Here is a 25,087-nt window from a genome sequence, read left to right on the forward strand (position 1 = left end):
ATATGGAAAAGGTAGTAATTGTTGATGCCGTACGCACGCCGATGGGGCGCTCCAAAGGCGGCGCCTTCCGTCAGGTAAGAGCCGAAGATCTATCCGCGCACCTGATGCGCAGCCTATTGAGTCGTAACGACGCGCTAGACGCCCATGAGATCGACGATATCTATTGGGGATGTGTGCAGCAAACGCTGGAACAAGGTTTCAACGTTGCTCGTAACGCCGCGTTGTTGGCTGAAATCCCGATGAGCGTACCGGCTACAACGGTTAACCGACTCTGTGGCTCTTCTATGCAGGCGCTCCACGATGCCGCTCGCGCGATTATGGTTGGCGACGCGAATGTCTGTTTAATCGGCGGCGTTGAGCATATGGGACATGTGCCGATGAATCATGGCGTCGATTTTCATCCGGGACTGAGCCGCACCATAGCTAAAGCCGCCGGAATGATGGGGCTGACGGCCGAAATGCTCGCGCGTATGCACAACATTAGTCGGGAGATGCAGGATCAATTCGCCGCCCGCTCACACCAGCGAGCTTACAACGCCACCCAATCTGGCGCATTTCGTCATGAAATCGTCCCCACGGCAGGCCATGATGCAGACGGTGCGCTACAACGTTTCGATTATGATGAAGTCATTCGCCCGGAGACTACCGTCGATAGCCTTGCCGCTCTCAAACCGGCATTCGATCCGGTTAACGGCACGGTGACGGCAGGCTCATCCTCAGCGTTGTCCGATGGCGCATCGGCCATGTTGATCATGAGCGAATCTCGCGCAGCATCGCTAGGCTTACCGGTGCGGGCCCGCATTCGGGCTATGGCCGTGGTAGGCTGCGATCCCTCAATTATGGGGTACGGCCCCGTCCCGGCCACTAAACTGGCGCTGAAGCGAGCAGGCTTGAACCTGACAGATATCGGCATCTTTGAACTGAATGAGGCATTCGCCGCCCAAACGCTACCCTGCATTAAAGATCTGGGTCTATTGGAACAGCTCGATGAAAAGGTCAATCTCAACGGCGGAGCCATCGCGTTGGGTCACCCGCTCGGCTGCTCAGGGGCGCGCATTTCCACCACATTGATTAATCTGATGGAAAGCCGCGACGTTCAGTTTGGCGTAGCGACGATGTGCATCGGCTTGGGACAGGGTATTGCAACGATATTTGAACGAGCCTGAGCGTAGACAAGCTCTGTAAGCAACGCCCGTAGAAACAAAAAATCCCACAGCTGTGGGATTTTTACTGCTTATCTCTTACTGTCGCCGACGGCTTTAAATAAACGAAAACGCATCGCTGAACATGTGAGCTGTCAGCGCACCGCGCTCGTTACAAAAACGTTCACGCGCAATTTTCGCCATTTCAAAGCGGCCAGCAATATAAATATCCTGCTCTGCCAGTGAGCCATAATCCTGCAGGACCGCGCTCAGAACGGTACCCGTTCTGCCATCCCATCCTTCTTCTGGCTGTTCGACAACAGGCACCACTCGCAGATTAGCGTGCTTAGCCGCAAAACCCTCAAGCTCTGTTAAATCATACAGATGCTGGGATTCACGCCCGCCCCAGTAAATGGAAATATCGCGATCGGGTTGCTGCGCCAGCGCGGTCAGCAGAATAGAACGTACGTACGAGAATCCGGTTCCACCTGCAATCAACACCAGTGGACGCGTACTCTCTTCCCGCAGCCAGGCTTCGCCATGCGGGATATCGACCGTCAGGGCTTTTTCCTTGTGAATGCGTTCCATCACCGCCATCGCGTAAAGATTCAGTTCGGACGCCCCAATGTGCAACTCGATAAAGTTTTTATCCATTGGGGTCGATGCCAGTGAGAAAGGACGTTTATCTCGATCGCCCATCACCACCATCAAATACTGACCAGCCCGAAAGGAAAAAGGCGCTTCCGGTAATAAACGAACGCGATAGACCGTATCGGTTATGGCTTCGACCGAAGTCACTTTACAGCTCAATGTTGTCATGCATTCCCTCTATAGGGTCATAAAAGCAAAACTGAGAACGGAGCAGCAGCCGTTAACGCCGAGGCTCTCTGTCACTAAAAATGGCTAGCTCGTCCCATATTTCATCAATGCGGGCACAAACCTGCGGGTCTTTCTTGATGGGGTGTCCCCACTCACGCTGCGTTTCGCCAGGCCATTTATTGGTGGCGTCCAGACCCATTTTGGAGCCAAGACCAGAAACCGGTGAGGCGAAATCAAGATAGTCTATCGGTGTATTTTCCACTAATACCGTATCACGTGCCGGATCCATGCGTGTCGTGATCGCCCATATCACGTCCTTCCAGTCGCGCGCGTTAATGTCATCATCGCAGACAATAACAAATTTCGTATACATGAACTGGCGTAAAAAAGACCAGACGCCCATCATGACGCGTTTGGCATGACCCGCGTACTGTTTCTTCATGGTAACGACCGCCAGACGGTAAGAGCAACCCTCCGGTGGCAAATAAAAATCGACAATCTCAGGAAACTGCTTTTGCAGGATCGGCACGAAAACTTCGTTCAACGCCACGCCCAGCACGGCGGGTTCATCCGGTGGCCGCCCTGTGTAAGTCGAGTGATAAATGGCATTCTGGCGTTGAGTAATATGCGTGACGGTAAAAACAGGGAAGTGATCGACTTCATTGTAATAGCCGGTATGGTCGCCATAAGGCCCTTCAGCCGCCATTTCTCCGGGTTCAATATAGCCTTCAAGAACAATTTCCGCACTGGCGGGGACTTCCAAATCGTTCGACAAACACTTCACAACTTCAGTCTTATGCCCACGCAATAAACCCGCAAAGGCATATTCCGACAGCGTGTCAGGCACAGGCGTCACCGCACCGAGAATCGTCGCTGGGTCAGCACCCAGCGCAACAGCCACGGGAAAACGCTGCCCTGGATTTTCCTGGCACCACTCCTGGAAATCCAGGGCGCCGCCGCGATGAGATAGCCAGCGCATGATCAGTTTGTTTTTGCCTAGCACCTGCTGGCGATAGATCCCCAGATTTTGTCGCTCTTTGTGCGGCCCACGCGTCACGGTGAGCCCCCAGGTAATGAGCGGCGCAGCATCTTCCGGCCAGCACTGCATCACCGGAATCCGACGCAGGTCAACATCATCACCCTGCCAAACCTGTTCCTGACACGGTGCCGAAGACAGCCGTTTCGTTGGCATATTCAGTACCTGACGGAACTTCGGCATTTTATCGACCAGATCGCGAAACCCTTTCGGCGGCTCTGGCTCTTTCAAAAATGCCAGCAGTTTGCCCACGTCTCGCAATGCGCTGACCTCTTCCTGTCCCATGCCCAATGCAACACGTTTCGGCGTACCAAATAAATTGCACAGCACCGGCATGTCATAGCCTTTAGGGTTCTCAAACAGGAGGGCAGGACCTTCCGCACGCAGCGTCCGGTCGGCAATTTCCGTCATTTCAAGGTAGGGATCGATGGGCTGAGTAATGCGTTTCAACTCCCCTCGCTCTTCCAGCAGCGAGAGGAACTCGCGTAAGTCACGGTATTTCATGCTATTCATCGGGGGCAGTCTATCGTTCTGGCTATTATAAAGTCTCTTCGCCAACCTGTCGCTTCCCGCAGCGCCTATTTGTGGCAAGAATCTAATCACCATCAAAAATTTGATCGCCAGAATGTGGTAACAAAAATATCTGCCGAAAATTTTTTATCCGTGCGCGCTTTTGTTATGCTTGCTCGTCGGAATCATAAGTCTGCGAAATTATGGAAGCCTGGTACTTACTATATTGTAAACGTGGTCAACTGCTGCGAGCGAAAGAGCATCTGGAACGCCAGGACGTAACCTGCGTGAGCCCGATGATCACGCTGGATAAAATCGTTCGCGGTAAGCGAACTGACGTGTGTGAGCCGCTGTTCCCGAACTACCTGTTTGTGGAATTCGACCCTGAACGCATCCACACCACCACCATCAGTGCGACGCGCGGGGTGAGTAACTTTGTGCGATTTGGCGCACTGCCAGCGACTATTCCGCAGCAGGTTATCGATGAATTGTCACTTCGTCCCATGCAGGTAATCATTGACCCGCTGACACCACAGTCCGGCGATAGCGTGGTCATTACCGACGGTATCTTCTCTGGTATTCAGGCTATCTACACCGAACCTGATGGCGAAGCCCGCTCGATGTTATTGCTGAATATGTTGAACAAGCAGGTCAGGCAGAGCATCGATAATCGCGAGTTTCGCAAAGCCTAGTTTGCCCCTTTGCCCTATCCGGTGCGTTTACACCGCACCGGATGAGAACTGGCTTAGCGTTGCATATGCTGATCGTGTAGCCACTGTGCAACACGCTTGGCAAAATAGGTCAGGACACCATCTGCACCCGCACGTTTAAAGCACAGCAGAGACTCCATCACTACCGGTTGTTCCTGCAACCAGCCGTTCTGAATCGCCGCCATGTGCATCGCATACTCGCCAGATACCTGATAAGCAAACGTCGGCACACCGAACGTATCTTTGACGCGACGAACCACGTCCAGATAAGGCATCCCCGGCTTGACCATCACCATGTCCGCGCCTTCCTGCAAATCCTGCGCGATTTCCTGCAAGGCTTCATCGCTGTTGGCCGGATCCATCTGGTAGGTTTTCTTGTTGCCACCTTTCAGATTGCCCGCTGAGCCCACGGCATCACGGAAAGGCCCGTAATAGCACGATGCATACTTAGCCGAATAGGCCATGATCTGAGTATTGATCAGGTTCTGTGCTTCAAGAGTGTCGCGAATAGCGCCGATGCGGCCGTCCATCATATCGCTAGGCGCAATAATTTCTGCTCCGGCTTCAGCATGAGACAGCGCCTGACGCACCAAAATCTCCTTGGTGACGTCATTAATCACATAGCCATCTTCGTCAATAATCCCGTCCTGCCCGTGTGTGGTATAGGGATCGAGCGCCACATCCGTCAGCAAACCCAGCTCTGGAACGGCGTCTTTCAGCGCGCGGATCGTGCGAGGAACCAGACCATCTGGGTTATAGGCTTCTTCGGCATAGAGCGACTTCTTATCCGCTTCAATAACGGGGAACAGCGACAGTACCGGAACGCCAAGCTTAGCGATCTCTTCGGCTTCTTTCAGAAGCACGTCGATAGTCATCCGGTATACCCCCGGCATTGAGGGAACTTCCTGACGATGATTTGTCCCTTCCATCACGAAAACGGGATAAATCAAATCATTTACCGTCAGTTGATTTTCAGCAACAAGGCGACGGCTGAAATCATGGCGGCGAATGCGACGCATACGTCGGCCAGGGAAAGTGCCGGGAAAAGCATTGCTCATGTCATTATTCTCCTGAATCAGGCCAGCCGGAAAACCCGGCGGGCATTTTCATCTGTTGTCTGTCCCAGCCATGTGGCATCTTCTCCACGCCACTCCGCAATCTGGCGAATAATATGAGGCAGATAACAGGGTTCGTTACGGCGGGATGCCGGTTTAGGGCGTAAATCCCGGGGTAACAGATAAGGTGCGTCGGTTTCCACTAACAGCCGATCGGCAGGAATGTGCGGCAATAAAGCGCGTAGCTCAAGCCCGCGACGCTCATCGCAAACCCAGCCCGTGATGCCGATCATCAGACCCGCGGACAGACACTCATCCAACTCGTGGCGATTACCGGTAAAGCAGTGAACCACAGCGGCAGGTAACTGACTCAGCCATGGCGTCAGCAGGGAAATAAAGCGGGGATGTGCGTCACGGCAATGAAGGAAAACGGGCATAGACAGCTCAGCAGCTATCGCTAACTGTGCGCTGAATGCGCGTTCCTGCTCATCTGGAGTAGAGAAATTACGGTTAAAATCCAACCCACACTCGCCAATGGCAACCACGCAGGTAGCGTTTGCCATTTGGTGAAGTTGTTCAGCGATAGCGTCATTCCATTGGCTCGCATCATGCGGATGGACACCCGCCGTTGACCAACAGTAATCGGGATAGGTTTGCGCCAGCAACATTGCCTGATGGCTTTCCTGGGCGTTGGTTCCCGTGATCAAGATGCCACTGACACCCGCTTGCTTTGCTCGGATGACGACCTGCTCTCTGTCTTTTTCGAACTGAGAACTGGTTAGGTTGACACCAATATCAAACATGACTTTCACTCTAGCGAATAAAAAAATAAGACCTCTCAAAGAGAGGTCATTTTATCGTCCTGCCGCAGGAAACCGTGAGTTACTGCGATGGCTCTTCCGTTCCAGTCCGTCGACCTTTGCCAACATAAAACCGCGCGAAGAACACACCGATCTCAAACAGCAGATACATCGGAATCGCCAGTAGCGTCTGTGAGAAAACGTCCGGTGGCGTCAGCAGCATCCCGACAACGAATGCGCCCACCAAAATATAAGGCCGCTTTTTCTTCAGCTCTTCTGGCGTCACCACACCACTCCAACAGAGCAGTACAATGGCAACTGGCACCTCAAACGATACGCCAAACGCCATGAATAGCGCCATAACAAAATCGAGGTAGTTATTGATGTCGGTCGCAATCAACACACCAACGGGCGCGGTTTTCGCGAAAAAGCCAAATGCCAGCGGGAACACCACAAAGTATGCAAACGCCATGCCTGAATAAAACAGCAGGCTGCTGGATACCAGCAACGGCATCATTAAGCGGCGTTCGTGTTTATACAAAGCAGGAGCCACAAACGCCCATACCTGATACAGCACCAGCGGTGCTGCGACAAATACTGAGACAATCATCGTCAGCTTTATCGGCGTAAAGAAAGGCGAGGCGACATCAGTCGCGATCATGCTGGCACCCGCAGGCAATTGCTTGATGAGCGGTGCAGAAACCACTTGGTAAATGTCATTCGCAAAGTACACCAGCACAACAAATACCGCCAGCACACAAATAATGCTGTTCAGTAGCCGCTTGCGTAGCTCAATCAGGTGACTGATTAGCGGTTGAGTATCTTCATCGGCCATAAACTAACGACTATCGCTCGGTTGGCGGGCAGAAACAGCGGAAGACTGGGACTGCTCAGGTTTGACATTATCGTTACCGACAGTTTCATCACTTGTGGCGTTACCGCCCTCATTGTGATTCTCAGCAACTGCAGCGTTTTCAGGCTTGTGCTGGCTGGCTGTCGGACGTACTGCGGTTTCCGCTTCAATCACCCCATCGTAGGCCGCTTCAGGATCGTTTAACGGGGCATTACTCTGCGGATCCACCGTCGCACTGTGATCGTCTGATTTTTTGGGATCGTCTGATTTGTTAGGATCATCTGACTTTTGCGGTGACGGCGTCTCGGTATAGCCACGCTTCATCGCTTCTGCCGCTTCCTTGAGTTCATCCATTGAGGCTTTCAACTCAGGCGACAGATTCTGCAAACTGGCTTTTTCGACTTTCTTCAGGCTTTCCTGAAACTCCTGGAGTTTTAGCTCCTGAGCCAGCTCATTCTGAACCGTAGACGCCAGTGAACGCAGCGTTCTGATCCAGCTTGCAACCGTTCTGACTGCAACAGGCAAACGCTCCGGCCCAAGGACAATTAGGCCGAGAACCATCACCAATAGCAATTCACCAAAACCGATATCGAACACAGATTACACCTGCTCTTTATGCTGGCTCTTCGTGTCGCCCGGCTTGGCATCTGATTGGTTGTCAGCGATAGATTTGGTAGAGAAATCAGCATCAGGCTGCGTTTTGTCTGCATTAGTAGACGGCTGATCGTCACCCATCGCTTTTTTAAAGCCTTTGATGGATGCACCCAGATCCGAGCCCAGCGTTCTCAGCTTGTTGGTTCCGAACAGTAAGATGACAATAACCGCGATAATCAACAGGTTCCAGAGACTAATACCACCCATAACATTTACCTCTTTTCAAAAAGGGGAACGACAGAATTCTCGTTATTATATCGGGTAATTCTGACGCGCATCATGATCTGCTTCAACGAGTTCGACGCCAACCGATAATCCAGGCGACGATTCCTGCCGCCATCAACCCTGCGGGAACCATATCGGCTTCAACACGGCTGATCAGTAACAACGTACCACCGATTAGCAGCGTCGCGCCAATACCCAAAAGATATCGTGACTGTCCTTGACGAGCCTGCTGCGTTTTCAGCTCATGTGCCAACTTATCGACACTTTGCTTCAACATCTTATGCTGACGCAGTCCATCATAAAAGAGTTCAGGAAGCTCCGGCAATTTCTCAGCCCAGAACGGTGCCTTTTCTTTGAGCGCACGGAAGACAGCGGGTAAACCGACCTGTTGCTTCAGCCAGCTTTCCAGAAACGGCTTGGCGGTTTTCCACAAGTCTAGCTGCGGATAAAGCTGTCGGCCCACGCCTTCAATATACAGCAACGTTTTTTGCAGCAATACCAGTTGAGGCTGTACTTCCATATTGAAGCGACGTGCCGTATTAAATAAATTCAATAATACGTGACCGAACGAAATTTCCGCCAACGGCTTCTCGAAGATTGGTTCACAGACCGTACGAATAGCAAACTCAAAATCTGCAACATTGGTATCCAGAGGTACCCAGCCTGAATCCACATGCAATTCGGCGACTTTGCGATAATCACGGTTGAAGAAGGCAATAAAATTCTCTGCCAGATAACGCTTATCTTCTTTATTCAAAGAACCGACGATACCGCAATCAATACCGATGTATTGCGGGTCTTCTGGGTGCTCGTAGCTGATAAAGATATTGCCGGGATGCATATCCGCGTGGAAGAAACTGTCGCGAAATACCTGCGTGAAGAAAACCTGAACGCCACGCTCTGCCAGTAACTTCATATCCGTGCCATTGGCTTTCAGCGCATCTATATCAGAAACCGGAATGCCGTAGATACGCTCCATGACCAACATGCTTTCGCTGCAATAATCCGAATAAATTTCAGGCACATATAGCATCGGGCTATTATCAAAATTACGCCGTAGTTGGATCGCGTTTGCCGCTTCTCGCAGCAAATTCAGCTCATCAAGCAACGTTTTTTCATATTCCAGCACCACTTCACGCGGACGCAAGCGGCGACCATCCGGCAACAGGCGGGGTAGCCAGCCAGCCAGACGTTTCATCAGGCGCATGTCTGCCTTGATGACGGGCAGAATATCTGGGCGAATCACCTTGATAACAATCTCTTTTCCCGTACTTTTCAGACGGGCGGTATGAACCTGTGCAATCGAGGCTGAGGCCAACGGTTTGATGTCAAAATCATCAAACCATTCTTCAAGAGGGATCCCCTCCATCGACAGTTCAATTTGCTCACGCGCCAGTTTGCCATCAAACGGCTCAACCTTATCCTGCAACATCGCCAGTTGATCGGCGATAGCCGGTGGGAACAGATCGCGGCGCGTCGACATCATTTGCCCAAACTTAATCCACACAGGCCCGAGTTCCTGAAGCGCTAAACGCAGACGTTCCCCTAAAGGCATGTTACGGTGACGGTTAGGTAGCCAGAACAACAGGCGACGGCCCACACGCAGCGGAAACGTCAGGCGTATCTTAGGAATGAGTTCGTCCAGACCATAGCTCAACAGCACGCGCACAATGCTGTAGAGGCGGCGTAATTCACTGGGCGTCATCGTAAAGCCTCCAGTTTCGCCAGCCGTTCGGACAACATATCGACGGATTTATCCAACGCAATAATTTCCTCATGGAACCAAGCGTTCTCCAGTTTTCCCGGTGCCAGTCGCCACTCTTCCGTTAACGTCTCGGAAAGGAAATTTTGCTGCTGATGGAGTGACCTTCTCAGGAAACTCAATGTCTTCTGTGCCGTCTGGCTAAGACCCTGAGCAACAATATCGCCCAGATAAGGGGATAACCATTCCGCCGGATCGAACTCCGCCAGATCGCACAGCACGATGAACTGTTGAACGACTTGAATATCGCCTTCAATAACCAGTTCGCCGCTGCGCATCAGTGACGAAAGCTGTTGACGATCGCGTAATTTCATCAGAACCGGAACGCGTGTTTTCAGGCGGCAATCAGCCAACTCGCCCCACTGACTGACAACATCCAGTCGCTGTTCGTTAAACACCAGCACTAAGGGAACATCCAGTTCAGCCAGTTCGATCTGGAGTGTTTTTCCCTGTAAGCGCTGGCGGGCAGACTTCATGCTTCGATCACAAGAAACAGTATCGTGAAAAAGCAGCTGATTCAGCGCGGTTTCCAGCGTAGCTGTCAGAAAAGACGTTATCAGCATTGGCGTTTCCAATCAGAATTTAAACCCACGATGCAGCGCAACAATTCCACCGGTGAGGTTGAAATAGTTAACGCTGTCAAAACCGGCATCGCTCATCATCCCTTTCAGCGTTTCCTGATCGGGGTGCATACGGATGGATTCCGCCAGATAGCGGTAACTTCCGGCATCGCTTGCCACGGCTTCGCCAATCCTCGGCAGGATATGAAATGAATAGGCATCATAAATGGTGCTCAGCTGTTTAATCACCGGTTTGGAAAATTCCAACACCAGCAACCGACCACCGGGCTTCAGAACGCGGTACATGGAGCGCAGCGCTTTGTTTTTGTCCGTCACGTTGCGCAGACCAAAGGAAATAGTAATGCAGTCGAAGAAGTCATCAGGGAACGGCAGCGCTTCTGCATTAGCCTGCACGTAGTTGATGTTGTCGATAATGCCTTTGTTGCGCAGTTTCTCGCGGCCTACCTTCAACATGGAGGCATTGATGTCCGCCAGAATGACTTCGCCACCTTCCCCAACCATACGGGAGAACTTGGCGGTTAGATCCCCTGTTCCTCCGGCAAGATCCAGAACACGCTGGTTACGCCTTACACCACTGCATTCGATAGTGAAACGCTTCCAGACACGGTGGATACCAAAAGACATCAGGTCATTCATCAGGTCATACTTTGCTGCTACAGAATGAAAAACCTCAGCCACCATGACTTCTTTTTCATCCTTGGCGACAGTCCGGAAACCAAAGTCGGCCGTATTCTCCTGCTCACTTGCCATCTTATCCGCCTACTATTTCAGTCAAATTTCGGGTCTACCCATTAATGGTCAGAGTGTACCAGACCCGGATAAAAACCCCACTGCACTAATTTCGCATAGCATGAGAGCCAACCCCGCGAAATTCATACCTATTTATGCTTTCATACTTCAAGCTTCCTGTGCGCTGACTGCCCTTCTTCACCTTCCGTTTTTACGGTCGGCGAGGCAGTATCGGGAGCGACAGAACCCGGTAATTCATCGCGTTCAGCGTGCTCATGGGCCGTTGCTTTTTCCGCCAATGACGGGCTGATCGTGCGTTTAATTTCTACACCCAGAACGCGGAATCCCTCAGCTTGGCCAATAAGGTTACCACGCCCAGACGAAAGTTTATTCATCGCCTGACGATAAGTGCCCTGCGCTTTATCCAGACTCTGACCCAGCGATTCCATGTCATCCACAAACAACCGCAGCTTATCGTACAGCCGTGAGGCTTTTTCGGCGATCTGCTGTGCATTGCGGCTCTGTTGTTCATAACGCCATAAGTTGTTGATAGTGCGTAATGCCACCAGCAGCGTGGTCGGGCTGACCAGCATAATATTGTTCTTTAGCGCCTCGTTGATCAACTCGGGCTGGCGATCGATAGCGACCAGAAAAGCGGGTTCGACGGGAATAAACATCAGTACGTAGTCTAGCGAACGCAGCCCCGGAAGCTGCTGGTAATCTTTGCTGCTCAACTGCCGAATATGGCTGCGAACCGAGAGTAAATGTTCGTTCAGCGCCGCACTACGTTCTACGTCATCATCACTATTGAAATAGCGCTCGTAGGCCACCAGCGACATCTTGGCATCGATCACAACATCTTTGCCCTGCGGTAAACGCACGATGACATCAGGTTGCAGGCGGCTATTTGTCCCCGTTTGCACGCTGACCTGTGTTTGATATTCATAGCCTTCACGCAGACCGGAGGCTTCCAGCACGCGGCTTAACACGACTTCGCCCCAGTTGCCCTGCGTTTTATTGTCGCCTTTCAGCGCTTTCGTCAGGTTGATGGCCTCGTGTGCCATCTGCGCGTTCAGCTGTTGTAGATTGCGGATCTCATGCGCCAACGTGTGACGCTCGCGCGCTTCCGCACCAAAGCTGTCCTGCACCTGACGGCGAAACCCATCAAGTTGCTCACGCAGCGGCGTCAACAGCGTATCCAGACTCTGCTTATTTTGCTCATCCACCTTGCGGCCACTGTGTTCAAAAATGCGGTTCGCCAGATTCTCAAACTGCGTCGTCAACCGCTGTTCGCTGCTTGCCAACAGCCGTTGCTTCTCTTCCGCCGCCATCCGGGTTTCTTCCAGCCGAATGGTAACTTCACGCAGCTCGGCTTCCTGCGCGCTATTGATTTCACGCAACGCTCGCAGTTCCTGATTTAACTGCACGCACTCAGTGCGGAGTTCACCAAGCTGTTGCAACTTTTCATGGCTGGCGGAGAGTTGAGCGTGAACCGTGCGCAGTTCCAGCTCGTTTTGCCGCAGTCGTTGTTCGTCCTGCTGCTTTGCCTGCTGCTGCTCACTGAGTGACTGTTGAGTCTGCTGCAATGTCTGCGCCAGCAACCGCTGTTCGGTATCATGCTGCGACAGCTTCTGCTGCTGAATAAGGCTGGCAATTAACCACCCAATCAACAGACCCACCGCACCACCACCTAGACCATAAAATATGCTGATATCCACTTTGCCTCCGCAGGCCTTTCACGCTGTCGGTCAAGGTAAAATGATACTGTATGGATGTCCAGAAACAATTCTGGTGGAGAATAGACTGAGTAGAAAAATGCGAGCCGCATTCCATATGAATATGGACATACGATAATGTGCAGAAGAATCAGAGCGGTAACAAAGAAATCCCCCAACGCGAAGCACCAACGTTGAGGGAATGGAAGGGATAACTTAGCGAAGAGTACGACTTAGCCTAGACGCTGCTTCGCATCGCTAATGGCTTTGGCAACCTGCTGCGGTGATACACCACCTTGTGCAGCACGCTTATCCAGACAGGATTGCAACGCCAGAATCGGGTACACGTCATCGCCAATCACGGCGCTGAATTTTTGCAGATCGGCCAGCGGCAGTGCTTCCAACGCTTTGCCCTGACGAATGGCTTCAACTACCGCTTCACCCACGATGTGGTGCGCTTCACGGAACGGAACGCCTTTCGCGACCAGATAGTCAGCCAGCTCTGTAGAGTTGGCATAGCCTTGCTCAGCGGCTTCTTTGCAGCGCGGACGTTTAACTTGAATGCCTTCCAGCACCAGACCCGCCATCATCAGACAATCGTGCCAGGTATCCAGCGCATCAAACAGCCCTTCCTTGTCTTCCTGCATGTCTTTGTTATACGCCAGCGGCAAGCCTTTGAGCGTCATCATCATGCCGGTCAATGCACCCTGTACGCGACCGCACTTACCGCGGATCAGCTCCAGTGCATCTGGGTTTTTCTTCTGTGGCATCAGAGAAGAACCGGATGTCACACGATCGGACAGCTCGACGAACGCCGCTTCACCGCTGTTGAAGAAGATCAGATCTTCGGCAAAACGTGACAGATGGATCATGCCGATCGAAGCATCGGACAGCAGTTCCAGCACATGATCGCGATCGGAAACCGTATCCAGACTGTTGCGCGTAGCGGAGGCAAAGCCTAGCCAGCCCGCCAACTGCTCACGGTCAATCGGATAAGCCGTTCCCGCCAGCGCGCCACAACCCAGCGGGCTGACATCCAGACGCTTCAGCGTATCCTCCAGACGGCTTTCATCACGTACCAGCATTTCATGATAAGCCAGACACCAATGTGCAAACGTCACCGGCTGTGCGCGCTGCAAGTGGGTGTAACCCGGCATCACCGCATCCTGATTCGTTTCCGCCGTTGTAACCAGCGCCTGACGCAGCTGGCGTACTGACAGCAGCAACTCTGCAATCTGCGCCTTGCACCACAGTTTCAGGTCGGTTGCGACCTGATCGTTACGGCTACGACCGGTATGCAATTTCTTACCTAAATCGCCGACTTTCTCAATCAGGCGCAGCTCAACCCAGCTGTGAATGTCTTCCGCATCGCTTTGCAGGATCATCTCAGGATCGGCTTGTACCTCAACCAGCAGCGCATTCAGCGCCTGTTCCAGTTGTTGCTGTTCCTGCTCGCTGAGCACATTGACCGTCACCAGCGCTTTCGACCAGCCAATCGAACCAACGATGTCCTGTTCCGCCAGACGGTAATCAAACCGCAGTGAGTCATTAAATTGTTTAAAACGCTGATCTGCTGCCTGACTAAACCGACCGCCCCACAAAGCCATAACCCTTACTCCTAAAAATATCATTCATGTTGGTATCGCATCATGCCATACCCAGAAACGACTTACGCCAGAATACGCGTGCCAATCGCCACACCGTTAAACAGTGCAGGCAATTGCTCGGCATGACGCCAACTGGCGATATCAACCGGACGCCCCAGCGCACGAGCGGCATCCAGCGCGGCGTTAACCTTAACAATCATGCCGTCGGTGATGATGCCCTGAGCAATCAGTTGCTCGGCTTTCTCCGCCGTCATTTCGGCAATACGCTGGCCTTTACCATCCAGAATGCCGCTCACATCAGACAGCAGAATTAAATCCGCGCCCAGCGTTTGCGCCAGCGCCGTCGCCGCCTGATCGGCATTGACGTTCATCAGGTCGCCCTGCGCCGTAATACCGATGGAGCTAACAACAGGCAGATAGCCCGCTGACAACAGCGTGTTCAGCAGCGCAGGCGATCCCGCTTCCGCTTTACCGACAAAGCCCAGAGACTCATCTAACTGCGTTACCGTCGTACTACCGCCGTCGCCCAGGCACAAGCCCACTGCGTTGATATCGTGCTTTTTCGCCCATGACAGCAGCGTCTTGTTGGCTGAACCCGCCAGCGCACCGGTAATGATGTCGATCTGATCGGCAGGCGTGACGCGCAGGCCGTTTTTCTTCACAACAGGCAGCGACAGTTTCTTCATCAGCTCATCCACCAGACAGCCACCGCCGTGCACAATCACCAGCGGACGCTGATGTTCCTGACGGTAAGCCACCAGCGCGGTGAACAGACGCTCCAGCGCTTCTTCACTATCCAGTAAAACGCCACCTAACTTGATAATTAACGGATTCATTATGCTTCGTGCCTCGAAATGTCGGGACCAGTAGTCATTAAATTAACGATTGGGTTTCAGGGAAACCAAAACGAATGTTCATGCATTGCACAGCCTGCGCCGCCGCGCCTTTCAGCAGGTTATCTTCGGTTGCCACCACGATGAGGTGCTCACCGTCGACGGCGAAACCGATATCGCAGAACGGTAGGCCAACAACGGATTTCAGCGCCGGGATGCCTTTATCATACAAGCGAACCAGCGGCTTATCGTGATAAGCGTTGTGATAGGCTTCGGCGACATCCTGCTGGGTTACTCCCGGTTGCAGGCGACAGGTGATAGTTTCCAGAATGCCACGGGCAAAGTTGCCCAAATGCGGCGTGAAGATCACTGGCGTACCGAGGTGTGTTGAAATTTCAGGCTCATGGCGGTGGTTGAAAATGCCGTACGGTTGCAAGCTGACTTCACAGAAGCTACTGGTCAGTGACGCTTTACGCCCCGCTCCGCTCACGCCGCTCACGGCATTAATCACTGGCCACTGGGCTGGATTCAGCAGTTGAGCATCAAGCAGCGGTTTCAGAGCCAGCTGCGCAGCCGTCGGATAACAGCCCGGCACGGCAATCAGCTGTGCCTGTTTTACGCTTTCAGCGCGCCATTCCGCCAGCCCGTAAACCGCTTTTTCCAGCCAGTCGGTGTGCTGATGTTCGAAGCCATAATAGCGGCGATAAAATTCAGCATCCTGTACGCGGAACGCGCCGGACAAATCAAAAACAGTGCAGCCTGCCGCCAGAAAAATCGGGGCCAGATCGTGGCTGACTTTGTGGTCGGTCGCCAGAAAAACAACATCCACGCCTTTCGCCGCTTCTTCAGCATCGGTCAGCGGTTTTACCGGTACATCGATGATGCCTTTGAGCTGCGGATGTAAATCAGAAATCAATTTTCCTGCATCGACACTTTGCGCAGAAACCATCAAAGCGGTTATGTTCATCTGTGGGTGACGGTTCAGGTAGAGCGCAAGCTCAGCGCCGGTATAACCACTTGCACCAACAATCAGCGTATTCAGCATGGGATCCGTATACCTTCTTATTTATCTATGGAACAGGTAACAGGGTTCACCAGCGTCGGTACGCTGTTCACCCGCGAAACTCAGTGAAAGTGACGAATCGCCATCGCCGTACCTTTGGGTTTCCTTTCGCCGAGCAATATTGTATTTTTATTCAAAATAAATGCATGAATATTGATACTATCCTAACCAGAGGCTGTCAACAGTGAAGATGAATTTACCCCCTTTTATTGAGCTATATCGGGCATTGATCGCCACACCATCCATCAGTGCTACCGACAGCGCGCTCGATCAAAGTAATCATACCTTAATCAACCTGCTGGCAGGCTGGTTCGGCGATATCGGCTTCCATGTTGAAGTTCAACCGGTCCCCGGCACCCTTAATAAATTTAATATGCTGGCGCGGATTGGTGAAGGAAAAGGTGGCTTATTGTTGGCAGGGCACACCGACACCGTTCCGTTCGACGACGGTCGGTGGACGCGCGACCCCTTCACGCTGACGGAACACGACAACAAGCTGTACGGTTTGGGCACCGCGGATATGAAAGGGTTCTTTGCTTTTATTCTGGATGCCCTGCGCGATATCGATCCAACTAAACTCACGAAACCACTCTACGTGCTGGCGACGGCGGATGAAGAAACGACAATGGCTGGCGCCAAGTATTTCTCCGAATCCACGCAGATTCGCCCGGACTGCGCCATCATCGGCGAACCCACTTCGCTGCAACCGGTGCGCGCCCACAAAGGGCATATGTCCAATGCGATCCGTATTCAGGGGCAGTCCGGCCATTCCAGCGATCCTTCGCGCGGCGTGAACGCGATTGAACTGATGCACGAAGCGATTTCGCACCTGTTGGTGCTGCGCAATACCTTACAAGAACGCTATCACAACCCGATTTTCCATATTCCCTACCCGACGATGAACCTCGGCCACATTCACGGCGGCGATGCAGCCAACCGTATCTGCGGCTGCTGTGAACTGCATATGGATATCCGTCCGCTGCCAGGCATTACGCTTAACGATCTCGACGGACTGCTGTCAGAAGCGCTTGAGCCCGTCAGCCAACGCTGGCCGGGTCGGTTGACCATCAGCGAACTGCATCCGCCGATTCCTGGCTATGAGTGTCCGCCCGATCACCGTCTGATATCAGTCGTGGAGAATCTGCTGGGGACGAAAACGGAAATTGTGAACTACTGCACCGAAGCGCCGTTTATTCAGACGCTGTGCCCAACGCTAGTCTTGGGGCCAGGATCGATTGAACAGGCGCATCAGCCGGATGAATATATTGATACCGCGTTTATCAAACCGACGCGGGAACTGATTTCGCAGGTTATTCATCACTTCTGCCACCACTGACCCGATGAAAGCGGCCCTGTCAGCCACGCTGGCAGGGCCATTTTGAGATAGCTCATGAAAAAGAAAGATTTCATCGCACAGGATTTACTGAGCAAAATCTATCAGCACACCGATCCACTCCCGGAAAAGCTGCCGCCGGAACGCCAGTTGGCGGAAGAATACGGCGTATCGCGCTTCACTATTCGTCAGGCGCTGGAGAAGCTCGCCAGCATCGGCGCGATCCATATGGTGCAAGGATCGGGTAATTTCATTAATCAGGGTGTGCGCAGCAACCCGCTGGTTTATAACTCGATTACCGAAAAGAAATTTACTCAGATTTCATCCCGCCTGCTTAGCCTACATAAACGCCTGCCGAACCGAGAGGAGCAGCAGGTATTTGCTATCAGCGACAATGCGTTCATCTGGGAATTCAGCCGCTTACGTTATGTCGATAACCGCAAGGTGCAGATCGAAATATCGAAAATGCCTGCCGCAGATTTCCCGGATATGAGCCAGAAGATTATTGAAGGCTCGATTCAGCAGTATGTGCTCAGCAAGGGCTATGCGATTTCACACTACCTGACACATTATCAGGCGGTTAACGTCACTAAAGCACAGGCTGAGCTGTTGGGCTGCAAGAAAGGCACGGCGGCGATGCATATTCTTAATCGCGGAATTTTACAGGGCGGGCGCGTGTACGAATCGAGCGATATCATCGATATAGATTACACCTGCACCTACGTCATCCCCTTAAACCTCGATAACCTGGCCTTCCGCCAGTCGCCGTAAGCGACTCAAGGCGTATGCATCGTGCCATCTGGCAGGCGACTCTGCGTCCACTCGTGCGGACGATACACCACGGGGAACTGCCGCGCCGCGTCCAGATCGATACCAACGCCAATACCGGGGCGCTCAATCGGGTACAGATAGCCATTCTCCGGTTCGACCGCCTGCGGGAAGACCTTGCGGGTATTGTCCGGGTAAGCAACAAATTCCTGAATCGCGGCGTTGTGCAGGTGGATATTGAGGTGGATGTTGACCGCCGCGCCGATGGGCGTCATATCCGGCGGACAGTGCCACGCTAACCGAACGCCAAAGTTCTGACAGAATGCACCCAGCTTCAGCGCTGGCGTAATTCCGCCAATTTGTGAGACATGGCAGCGCATGAAATCAACCTGACGGTTAATCACCAGATTTTGCCACTCGGCCGGGTTGTTAAACAACTCTCCCGTAGCCAGCGGCACCGCGCTCTGACTGCGGATCTGCGCCAGCCACTCGTTTTGTGCAGGCGGCAAAATATCTTCGATAAAATAGGGACGATAAACTTCTACTGCTTTGGCGAACTGCACTGCCTGATTCGGGAACAAGCGCTCATGAACATCATGTAGGATGTGAAAACGATCGCCATATTTCTCCCGTAGGGCACGGAACATGGCAAGCGTGTTAGCCATGTACTGATCCTGATCGTAATAGGCTCCCTCCGTTGGCTGCCGCGTGCTGTGCAGCGCATCGGGATTACCACCATAGAACCCTAACTGGCAGCGGATATGGCGATAGCCCTGCGCATAAAGCCGTTCGACTTCCTGATACAGTCCATCCAGCGTATCGCTGGCAGCATGGCTGTATGCGGCAATCGCATCGCGAGATTTCCCACCAAACAGGTGATAGAGCGGCATATCCGCCAGCTTACCCTTGATGTCCCACAGCGCCATGTCGACACCCGCGACCGCATTGTTGATAACCGGCCCGTTACGCCAATAGGCGTTGACCATCATCATGTGCCACAAATCTTCGATATGGTTAGCATCTCTTCCCAATAGCAGCGGTTTGAGATACTCGTCCACCATCGCCTTTACGGCTAGCGGGCGCTGCTGGAAGGTCGCACACCCATAACCTGTAACGTTTTTATTCGTATGCACCACCACCGTCACCAAATTATGGCGGTCAGGGCGGGTAACAAGACATTCAATGTCAGTAATGATTGTCGGCAACACAAAAATATCCTCCGATGTGTTTACCGGAATAGTCACGCCCGGTAAAAACACAGTCTAAAATCAGTTTCTTTTTTTGTTTTCTACTTATTTTTTCCTTTATTGTAAACCTCTTAGTTAAAAGAATTATTTTGGTTTGAAAAAACCAATGAATTAAACAAAAAACCAGACCAATTATTAATTATGGGTAACAAAAACCCCTTAAACACCGAATCATGTGATGAAGTTCATGTTTTATTGGTTTGTTTTTTTATTTTTAGTTTCTTATTATCAGCAGGAATGATTTGACCAAAAATAACATAGTGCTATGCAGGGGTTTATTCCATGGGAAAAAATGAGGTTATTCAGTCAATCATTAAACTGGTTGGCGGAAACGATAATATAAATAAAGCCTGGCACTGTATGACACGGCTTCGGTTTGATTTAATTGATGAAAGTAAAGTACAAACCGACGCAATCAAAAACCTGCCCGGGATATTAGGTGCACAACACCAAAGTGAACAATTTCAAATTATTATCGGGCCACAGGTCAATGAGTATTATGAACTGTTGAACGCGCAGCTTTCTCCTACCGCCACGGCACAGCCAGACGCGCCGAAGCAGAAAAAAGGGCTGATTTCGCTGTTCATGGATACGGTTTCTGGCGTATTTGGTCCCATCGTGCCTGCTATCGCGGGCGCGGGGATGATCAAAGGGCTGCTGGCAGGGCTGATCGCCTTGAAAGTAGTCTCTGCCAAAACCGATACCGTTATCGTTATCGATCTGATCGCCAGCGGCGTGTTCTATTTCCTACCCTTCTTCCTCGCCATCTCAGCGGCCAGGATATTTAAAACGAACGAATATCTGGCAGCGGCTGTCGCTGCTTGCCTGATGTACCCGTCGCTAATGGAAGCGGCGAAGGCACTAGCCAGCAATAGCCCTAATGCAGTCAGCGCCTTTTACTTCGTGGGAGTACTGCCCATTCCCGTGTTCAACTATGCTGCTAGCGTCATCCCAGTGATTTTCTCCGTGCTGGCGTTGAGCTATATCCATCGTTGGGTCGACCGCATCATGCCTTCGATCCTGAAAACCGTATTTACGCCAACGCTGACGCTGTTTATCGCCGCACTGGTGTCCCTCACGGTTATCGGGCCATTCGGGATCTATCTCGGCAAACTGCTGGCACTGTTTATTCAGAGCCTGTTCGATGTGTCGTCTATCTTTGCTGGTTTCGTGGTCGGTGCGATTCGACCTGTCGCTATCCTGACTGGCATGCACCACGCGATGACGCCGATTGCGCTGCAAAATTTCAGCAATCAAGGCTTCGATATGCTGATGCCAATGATGTGTATGGCTAATATGGCGATTGCTGGGGCAACATTTGCTATTTACTTCCATGCCAAAACCCGTCAGGACAAATCTGTCGTACTGTCTGCTGGGGTTTCCGCGCTGCTCGGTATTACCGAACCTGCACTCTTCGGCGTACTGACCAAGTATAAAAAAGCGTTTATCTCCGCCACCGTTGCCAGCTCCATCGCCTCAGCCTTTATCGCGTACTTCGGTGTCCGGCTATATGGCTACATTCTGTCGAGTATTTTCAGCCTGCCAGCCTATATCGGCCCGTACTTCAGCTATGCCATCTCCGGTATGGCGATCGCCATCGTACTTTCCTTTACTCTGACCTACATTCTGGTTGTCAGAGCCTCTAAGCAGTCATAATCGCCCTCGCGGGGCCGCTGCGCCCCGCGTTCTTTCTCTCCACGCTACTCTAAATAATTCGAGTTTCAGGAAGGCGGCAAGCGAAGGAATTCCGATGAGCTTACTCAGGTAAGTGATTCGGGTGACTGAACGTAGCCAACGCACATGCAACTTGAAGTATGACGAGTATATTAGTTAGCCTAATATCCGCGCCGCTGTAATTAAATTTCACAAATTGCCAAACCCTCACCAATACAAGTACAAAGAATAAGGAGAAGAAAGAATCGTCAATTGACGAACTCGCCTTATCGTGGCTAGATGGAGGCAGTGCGTCAAAATATGTCAAGTGAAATAAACTTACAAAAATGGTAGGGATGGTCAGGGTAACTATGAACGAACAATATTCCGCAATGCGCAGTAACGTCAGTATGCTCGGCACACTACTCGGCGATACCATCAAAGAAGCACTGGGTGAAAACATCCTTGATAAAGTCGAAACAATCCGCAAGTTGTCAAAGTCATCCCGCGCAGGGAATGAAAAGCATCGTCAGGAGTTGCTGACCACACTGCAAAACCTGTCTAACGATGAACTGTTGCCCGTTGCCCGCGCATTCAGCCAGTTCCTTAACCTGACCAATACCGCTGAGCAATATCATACGATTTCACCACACGGTGAAGCGGCGAGTAATCCGGCACAGCTTTCCAACGCTTTTGAGCGCCTGAAAGAAAGTAAAAATCTGACTGAACGAGATATCCGTGACGCAGTGGAATCGCTGTCGATCGAGCTGGTGCTGACCGCACACCCGACCGAGATCACCCGCCGGACGCTGATCCACAAACTGGTAGAAGTGAATACCTGCCTCAAGCAGCTCGATCACAACGATCTGGCTGATTATGAGCGCAATCAGGTCATGCGCCGTCTGCGCCAACTGATCGCACAGTCCTGGCATACCGATGAGATCCGCAAAATTCGCCCTACCCCGGTAGATGAAGCCAAATGGGGCTTCGCCGTGGTGGAAAACAGCCTGTGGGAAGGCGTGCCTGCGTTCTTACGTGAACTGGATGAACAGTTGGAACAGGCTTTCGGCTACCGTCTGCCGGTTGACGCCGTCCCCGTGCGCTTTACCTCCTGGATGGGCGGCGACCGCGACGGTAACCCAAACGTCACGGCAGAAGTCACTCGCCATGTGCTGTTACTCAGCCGCTGGAAAGCCGCCGATCTGTTCCTCCGTGATATTCAGGTGCTGGTTTCCGAGCTGTCGATGTCCGAATGTACGCCGGAGCTGCTGGAGCGGGCCGGTGGCAGCGAGGTTCAGGAACCGTACCGTGCCATCATGAAGTCACTGCGTTCGCAGTTGAGCAGCACGCTGAGCTATCTGGAAGCACGCCTGACGGGCGAGGAACGTCTGCCACCTAAAGACTTGCTGATTACCAACGAGCAACTGTGGGAACCGCTCCACGCCTGCTACCAATCTCTGAAAACCTGCGGCATGGGCATCATTGCCGACGGTCGCCTGCTGGATACGCTGCGTCGCGTACGCTGCTTTGGTGTGCCATTGGTGCGCATCGACGTCCGTCAGGAAAGTACTCGCCACACTGACGCGCTGGCTGAAATTACCCGCTATCTGGGTCTGGGCGATTATGAAAGCTGGTCAGAATCCGATAAGCAAGCCTTCCTGATCCGTGAACTCAGTTCCAAACGCCCGCTACTGCCGCGCTACTGGGAACCGAGTGCGGATACCAAAGAAGTGCTGGATACCTGTCGGGTGATCGCGAAAGCGCCACAGGGTTCTATTGCCGCTTACGTTATTTCAATGGCGCGCACGCCTTCCGACGTGCTGGCCGTTCAACTGCTGCTCAAAGAAGCGGGTTGCCCGTTTGCCCTGCCGGTCGCGCCGCTGTTTGAAACACTGGACGACCTGAACAACGCCGATGATGTCATGACGCAGTTGCTGAACATCGACTGGTATCGCGGCTTTATCCAGGGCAAGCAGATGGTCATGATCGGCTATTCCGACTCGGCGAAAGACGCGGGCGTAATGGCCGCATCCTGGGCACAGTACCGTGCACAAGATGCGTTGATCAAAACCTGTGAGAAAGCAGGCATCGCACTGACGCTGTTCCACGGACGCGGTGGCTCCATCGGTCGCGGTGGCGCACCGGCTCATGCCGCGCTGTTGTCACAACCGCCGGGCAGCCTGAAAGGTGGCCTACGCGTGACGGAACAGGGCGAGATGATCCGCTTTAAATACGGCCTGCCGGAAGTCACCATCAGCAGCCTGGCGCTGTATACCGGTGCAATTCTGGAAGCGAACCTGCTGCCACCGCCTGAACCAAAACAGGAATGGCACGATGTGATGGATGAACTGTCCCGCGTGTCCTGCGATATGTACCGCGGATACGTTCGTGAGAACCCGGATTTCGTTCCTTACTTCCGCGCCGCGACGCCGGAACTGGAGCTGGGTAAACTGCCATTGGGGTCACGTCCGGCTAAGCGTCGTCCAAACGGCGGTGTGGAAAGCCTACGTGCGATCCCGTGGATTTTCGCCTGGACGCAGAACCGTCTGATGCTACCAGCGTGGCTCGGTGCCGGAGCTGGGCTACAGAAAGTGGTCGATGACGGCAAGCAGGAGCAGTTGGAAACCATGTGCCGCGACTGGCCGTTCTTCTCGACGCGGATCGGGATGCTGGAAATGGTGTTCGCCAAAGCCGACTTGTGGCTGGCAGAGTATTACGATCAGCGTCTGGTAGAAGAGAAGCTGTGGCCGTTAGGGAAGCAGTTGCGCGATCAGTTGGCCGCCGACATCAAGATCGTGCTGGCGATCTCCAACGACGATCACCTGATGGCAGATCTGCCGTGGATCGCCGAGTCGATTGCACTGCGTAACGTCTATACCGATCCCCTGAACGTGTTGCAGGCTGAACTGTTGCATCGTTCACGTAAGCAGGAAAAGCCAGATGCCGATCTGGAGTTGGCGCTGATGGTTACCATCGCCGGCGTCGCAGCAGGTATGCGTAATACGGGTTAATCACGCGGGTAGCAAAGCTACACACAGCAAAACAGAGGCCGGTCAGTTGACCGGCCTAAAACAAAAACCTTACACCAGATATTTATCCTGCAAATAATTCCTCGCACGATTATCCAGACCGTATTCCACCTCAAGCCAGCTATCGATCGAACCGTGTCGTTCGTAGATCGCCTGCAACGCCGTCACGATGAATTCTTCCTGCACTGAGAGCACATAAGAGAACTGACCGAGCGCTTTCTCATTCAGCGTTTCCGACAAATGCGCCAGTAGCTGCTGGCGGAATGGCGTCAGCGTCGTGTCCGTGAGCAGGTAATCTTCCATCACGGTTTGCTCATCTGCCCCCAACGCAAACATCACCAGCGCCGAACCGATACCCGTGCGATCTTTACCCACGGCGCAGTGCTGCACCAGCCCGCCCTCATCCGGTCGCAATAGCAACGACACCAGCTGTTTATAGGCAGAATTATTGAAAGGCAAGCGGCGATAAAGCTCCAACATAAACGCTCGGGAATCAAAGGCCGCCAACACATCAGATCCCAACGAATCCAGATTGGCTGTCACTTCGTGGCGTAATGGATTAGCTGGATAGGCGTGATAATTGGCTCCAGTCCATAATATATCGGGCTTCTGCGCAATTTCATCGGCATCCCGATAGTCCACGACATGAGAAATAGGCACGCCAGCAAGATGTTCGCAGTCCGCCTGACTCAGCAGATCCAGCGAGCCGGAGCGAAAAAGTTTACCGTGTCGGATAAGCCGCCCATCAGCAGCCCGGTTGCCGCCTAAATCACGGAAATTGATTCCGCCGTCCAGCGGTAATAAAGAGGGATGAAGCAACGTTGGTTCGGTCATACATCTCCTTGCGAGGTTGAAAGGCGAGCAAGGCAACCGTATTACACACGCAGCGCGCGTCGCAGGTTAACCCAATAAACCAGAACAAGTTATTAGGATAAAGGCTGGCCTCTGCGATGACCAGCCCAA

Annotated in this window: 22 protein-coding genes; 6 read left to right on the forward strand and 16 right to left on the reverse strand. The window is 52.6% G+C overall.

Annotated features, from left to right (window positions below):
- The first annotated feature begins 2 nt into the window (after positions 1 to 2).
- A complete protein-coding gene (fadA, locus tag DUT67_RS20990) occupies positions 3 to 1,166 on the forward strand; it encodes an acetyl-CoA C-acyltransferase FadA (RefSeq protein WP_113632403.1) in 1,164 nt (387 codons plus the stop codon).
- Positions 1,167 to 1,259: 93 nt separating this feature from the next.
- Here fadA and fre read toward each other — a convergent pair whose 3' ends face one another.
- Both fre and ubiD read right to left on the reverse strand, forming a co-directional pair.
- The gene (fre, locus tag DUT67_RS20995) at positions 1,260 to 1,961 is read right to left on the reverse strand and encodes an NAD(P)H-flavin reductase (protein WP_048258282.1); all 702 of its coding nucleotides are present in this window, start codon (positions 1,959 to 1,961) and stop codon (positions 1,260 to 1,262) included.
- Positions 1,962 to 2,013: 52 nt separating this feature from the next.
- Positions 2,014 to 3,510: a 4-hydroxy-3-polyprenylbenzoate decarboxylase gene (gene ubiD / locus DUT67_RS21000; protein ID WP_048258281.1), complete on the reverse strand. Its 1,497-nt coding sequence runs from the start codon at positions 3,508 to 3,510 to the stop codon at positions 2,014 to 2,016.
- 200 nt (positions 3,511 to 3,710) lie between these two features.
- Between ubiD and rfaH the strand changes: the two genes are divergently transcribed.
- Complete coding sequence (gene rfaH / locus DUT67_RS21005; protein ID WP_048258280.1) at positions 3,711 to 4,199, forward strand: transcription/translation regulatory transformer protein RfaH; 489 nt, start codon at positions 3,711 to 3,713, stop codon at positions 4,197 to 4,199.
- A 53-nt stretch (positions 4,200 to 4,252) separates the two neighbouring features.
- Here the strand turns inward: rfaH and hemB are convergent, their stop codons facing one another.
- The 12 genes from hemB to argC form a co-directional block, all read right to left on the reverse strand.
- The gene (gene hemB / locus DUT67_RS21010) at positions 4,253 to 5,275 is read right to left on the reverse strand and encodes a porphobilinogen synthase (RefSeq protein ID WP_039307260.1); all 1,023 of its coding nucleotides are present in this window, start codon (positions 5,273 to 5,275) and stop codon (positions 4,253 to 4,255) included.
- Between the two features lie 17 nt (positions 5,276 to 5,292).
- A complete protein-coding gene (gene tatD, locus DUT67_RS21015) occupies positions 5,293 to 6,075 on the reverse strand; it encodes a 3'-5' ssDNA/RNA exonuclease TatD (protein WP_113632404.1) in 783 nt (260 codons plus the stop codon).
- A 79-nt stretch (positions 6,076 to 6,154) separates the two neighbouring features.
- On the reverse strand, positions 6,155 to 6,907 hold the full coding sequence (gene tatC / locus DUT67_RS21020; RefSeq protein WP_113632405.1) for a Sec-independent protein translocase subunit TatC: 753 nt from the start codon (positions 6,905 to 6,907) through the stop codon (positions 6,155 to 6,157).
- Positions 6,908 to 6,910: 3 nt separating this feature from the next.
- On the reverse strand, positions 6,911 to 7,522 hold the full coding sequence (gene tatB / locus DUT67_RS21025) for a Sec-independent protein translocase protein TatB (protein ID WP_113632406.1): 612 nt from the start codon (positions 7,520 to 7,522) through the stop codon (positions 6,911 to 6,913).
- Positions 7,523 to 7,525: 3 nt separating this feature from the next.
- Positions 7,526 to 7,786, reverse strand: coding sequence for a Sec-independent protein translocase subunit TatA (gene tatA, locus DUT67_RS21030; RefSeq protein ID WP_048258276.1), 261 nt, complete (start codon positions 7,784 to 7,786; stop codon positions 7,526 to 7,528).
- 82 nt (positions 7,787 to 7,868) lie between these two features.
- Complete coding sequence (ubiB, locus tag DUT67_RS21035; RefSeq protein WP_113625938.1) at positions 7,869 to 9,509, reverse strand: ubiquinone biosynthesis regulatory protein kinase UbiB; 1,641 nt, start codon at positions 9,507 to 9,509, stop codon at positions 7,869 to 7,871.
- The gene (locus DUT67_RS21040) at positions 9,506 to 10,129 is read right to left on the reverse strand and encodes an SCP2 domain-containing protein (RefSeq protein WP_113632407.1); all 624 of its coding nucleotides are present in this window, start codon (positions 10,127 to 10,129) and stop codon (positions 9,506 to 9,508) included. The genes ubiB and DUT67_RS21040 overlap by 4 nt, the downstream gene beginning before the upstream one ends.
- 12 nt (positions 10,130 to 10,141) lie before the next feature.
- Positions 10,142 to 10,897: a bifunctional demethylmenaquinone methyltransferase/2-methoxy-6-polyprenyl-1,4-benzoquinol methylase UbiE gene (gene ubiE, locus DUT67_RS21045; RefSeq protein WP_048258273.1), complete on the reverse strand. Its 756-nt coding sequence runs from the start codon at positions 10,895 to 10,897 to the stop codon at positions 10,142 to 10,144.
- 140 nt (positions 10,898 to 11,037) lie between these two features.
- The gene (gene rmuC / locus DUT67_RS21050; RefSeq protein WP_113632408.1) at positions 11,038 to 12,594 is read right to left on the reverse strand and encodes a DNA recombination protein RmuC; all 1,557 of its coding nucleotides are present in this window, start codon (positions 12,592 to 12,594) and stop codon (positions 11,038 to 11,040) included.
- A 230-nt stretch (positions 12,595 to 12,824) separates the two neighbouring features.
- Positions 12,825 to 14,198: an argininosuccinate lyase gene (gene argH, locus DUT67_RS21055; protein WP_113632409.1), complete on the reverse strand. Its 1,374-nt coding sequence runs from the start codon at positions 14,196 to 14,198 to the stop codon at positions 12,825 to 12,827.
- Between the two features lie 62 nt (positions 14,199 to 14,260).
- Positions 14,261 to 15,034, reverse strand: a complete 774-nt coding sequence (argB, locus tag DUT67_RS21060) for an acetylglutamate kinase (RefSeq protein ID WP_048258270.1) — start codon at positions 15,032 to 15,034, stop codon at positions 14,261 to 14,263.
- Positions 15,035 to 15,071: 37 nt separating this feature from the next.
- Positions 15,072 to 16,076, reverse strand: a complete 1,005-nt coding sequence (gene argC / locus DUT67_RS21065; protein WP_113632410.1) for an N-acetyl-gamma-glutamyl-phosphate reductase — start codon at positions 16,074 to 16,076, stop codon at positions 15,072 to 15,074.
- A 202-nt stretch (positions 16,077 to 16,278) separates the two neighbouring features.
- Here argC and argE point away from each other — a divergent pair, with 202 nt between their 5' ends.
- Both argE and DUT67_RS21075 read left to right on the forward strand, forming a co-directional pair.
- The gene (gene argE, locus DUT67_RS21070; RefSeq protein WP_131701677.1) at positions 16,279 to 17,430 is read left to right on the forward strand and encodes an acetylornithine deacetylase; all 1,152 of its coding nucleotides are present in this window, start codon (positions 16,279 to 16,281) and stop codon (positions 17,428 to 17,430) included.
- A gap of 54 nt (positions 17,431 to 17,484) precedes the next feature.
- On the forward strand, positions 17,485 to 18,198 hold the full coding sequence (locus DUT67_RS21075) for a GntR family transcriptional regulator (protein ID WP_048258267.1): 714 nt from the start codon (positions 17,485 to 17,487) through the stop codon (positions 18,196 to 18,198).
- A gap of 5 nt (positions 18,199 to 18,203) precedes the next feature.
- Here the strand turns inward: DUT67_RS21075 and DUT67_RS21080 are convergent, their stop codons facing one another.
- Complete coding sequence (locus tag DUT67_RS21080; RefSeq protein ID WP_048258262.1) at positions 18,204 to 19,403, reverse strand: starvation-sensing protein RspA; 1,200 nt, start codon at positions 19,401 to 19,403, stop codon at positions 18,204 to 18,206.
- Between the two features lie 321 nt (positions 19,404 to 19,724).
- On the opposite strand from DUT67_RS21080, the gene DUT67_RS21085 reads away from it, so the two are divergent.
- Both DUT67_RS21085 and ppc read left to right on the forward strand, forming a co-directional pair.
- Positions 19,725 to 21,098 (forward strand): PTS transporter subunit EIIC, encoded by a 1,374-nt coding sequence (locus DUT67_RS21085; RefSeq protein WP_048258261.1) that lies wholly within the window; start codon positions 19,725 to 19,727, stop codon positions 21,096 to 21,098.
- A gap of 368 nt (positions 21,099 to 21,466) precedes the next feature.
- Positions 21,467 to 24,106: a phosphoenolpyruvate carboxylase gene (gene ppc / locus DUT67_RS21090; RefSeq protein ID WP_113632411.1), complete on the forward strand. Its 2,640-nt coding sequence runs from the start codon at positions 21,467 to 21,469 to the stop codon at positions 24,104 to 24,106.
- Between the two features lie 69 nt (positions 24,107 to 24,175).
- Here the strand turns inward: ppc and DUT67_RS21095 are convergent, their stop codons facing one another.
- Positions 24,176 to 24,958 (reverse strand): tyrosine-protein phosphatase, encoded by a 783-nt coding sequence (locus DUT67_RS21095; protein ID WP_113632412.1) that lies wholly within the window; start codon positions 24,956 to 24,958, stop codon positions 24,176 to 24,178.
- Positions 24,959 to 25,087 lie beyond the last annotated feature (129 nt).

Origin of the sequence: Pectobacterium peruviense (genome assembly GCF_003312355.2) — a bacterium.
Classification (GTDB): Bacteria; Pseudomonadota; Gammaproteobacteria; order Enterobacterales; family Enterobacteriaceae; genus Pectobacterium; species Pectobacterium peruviense.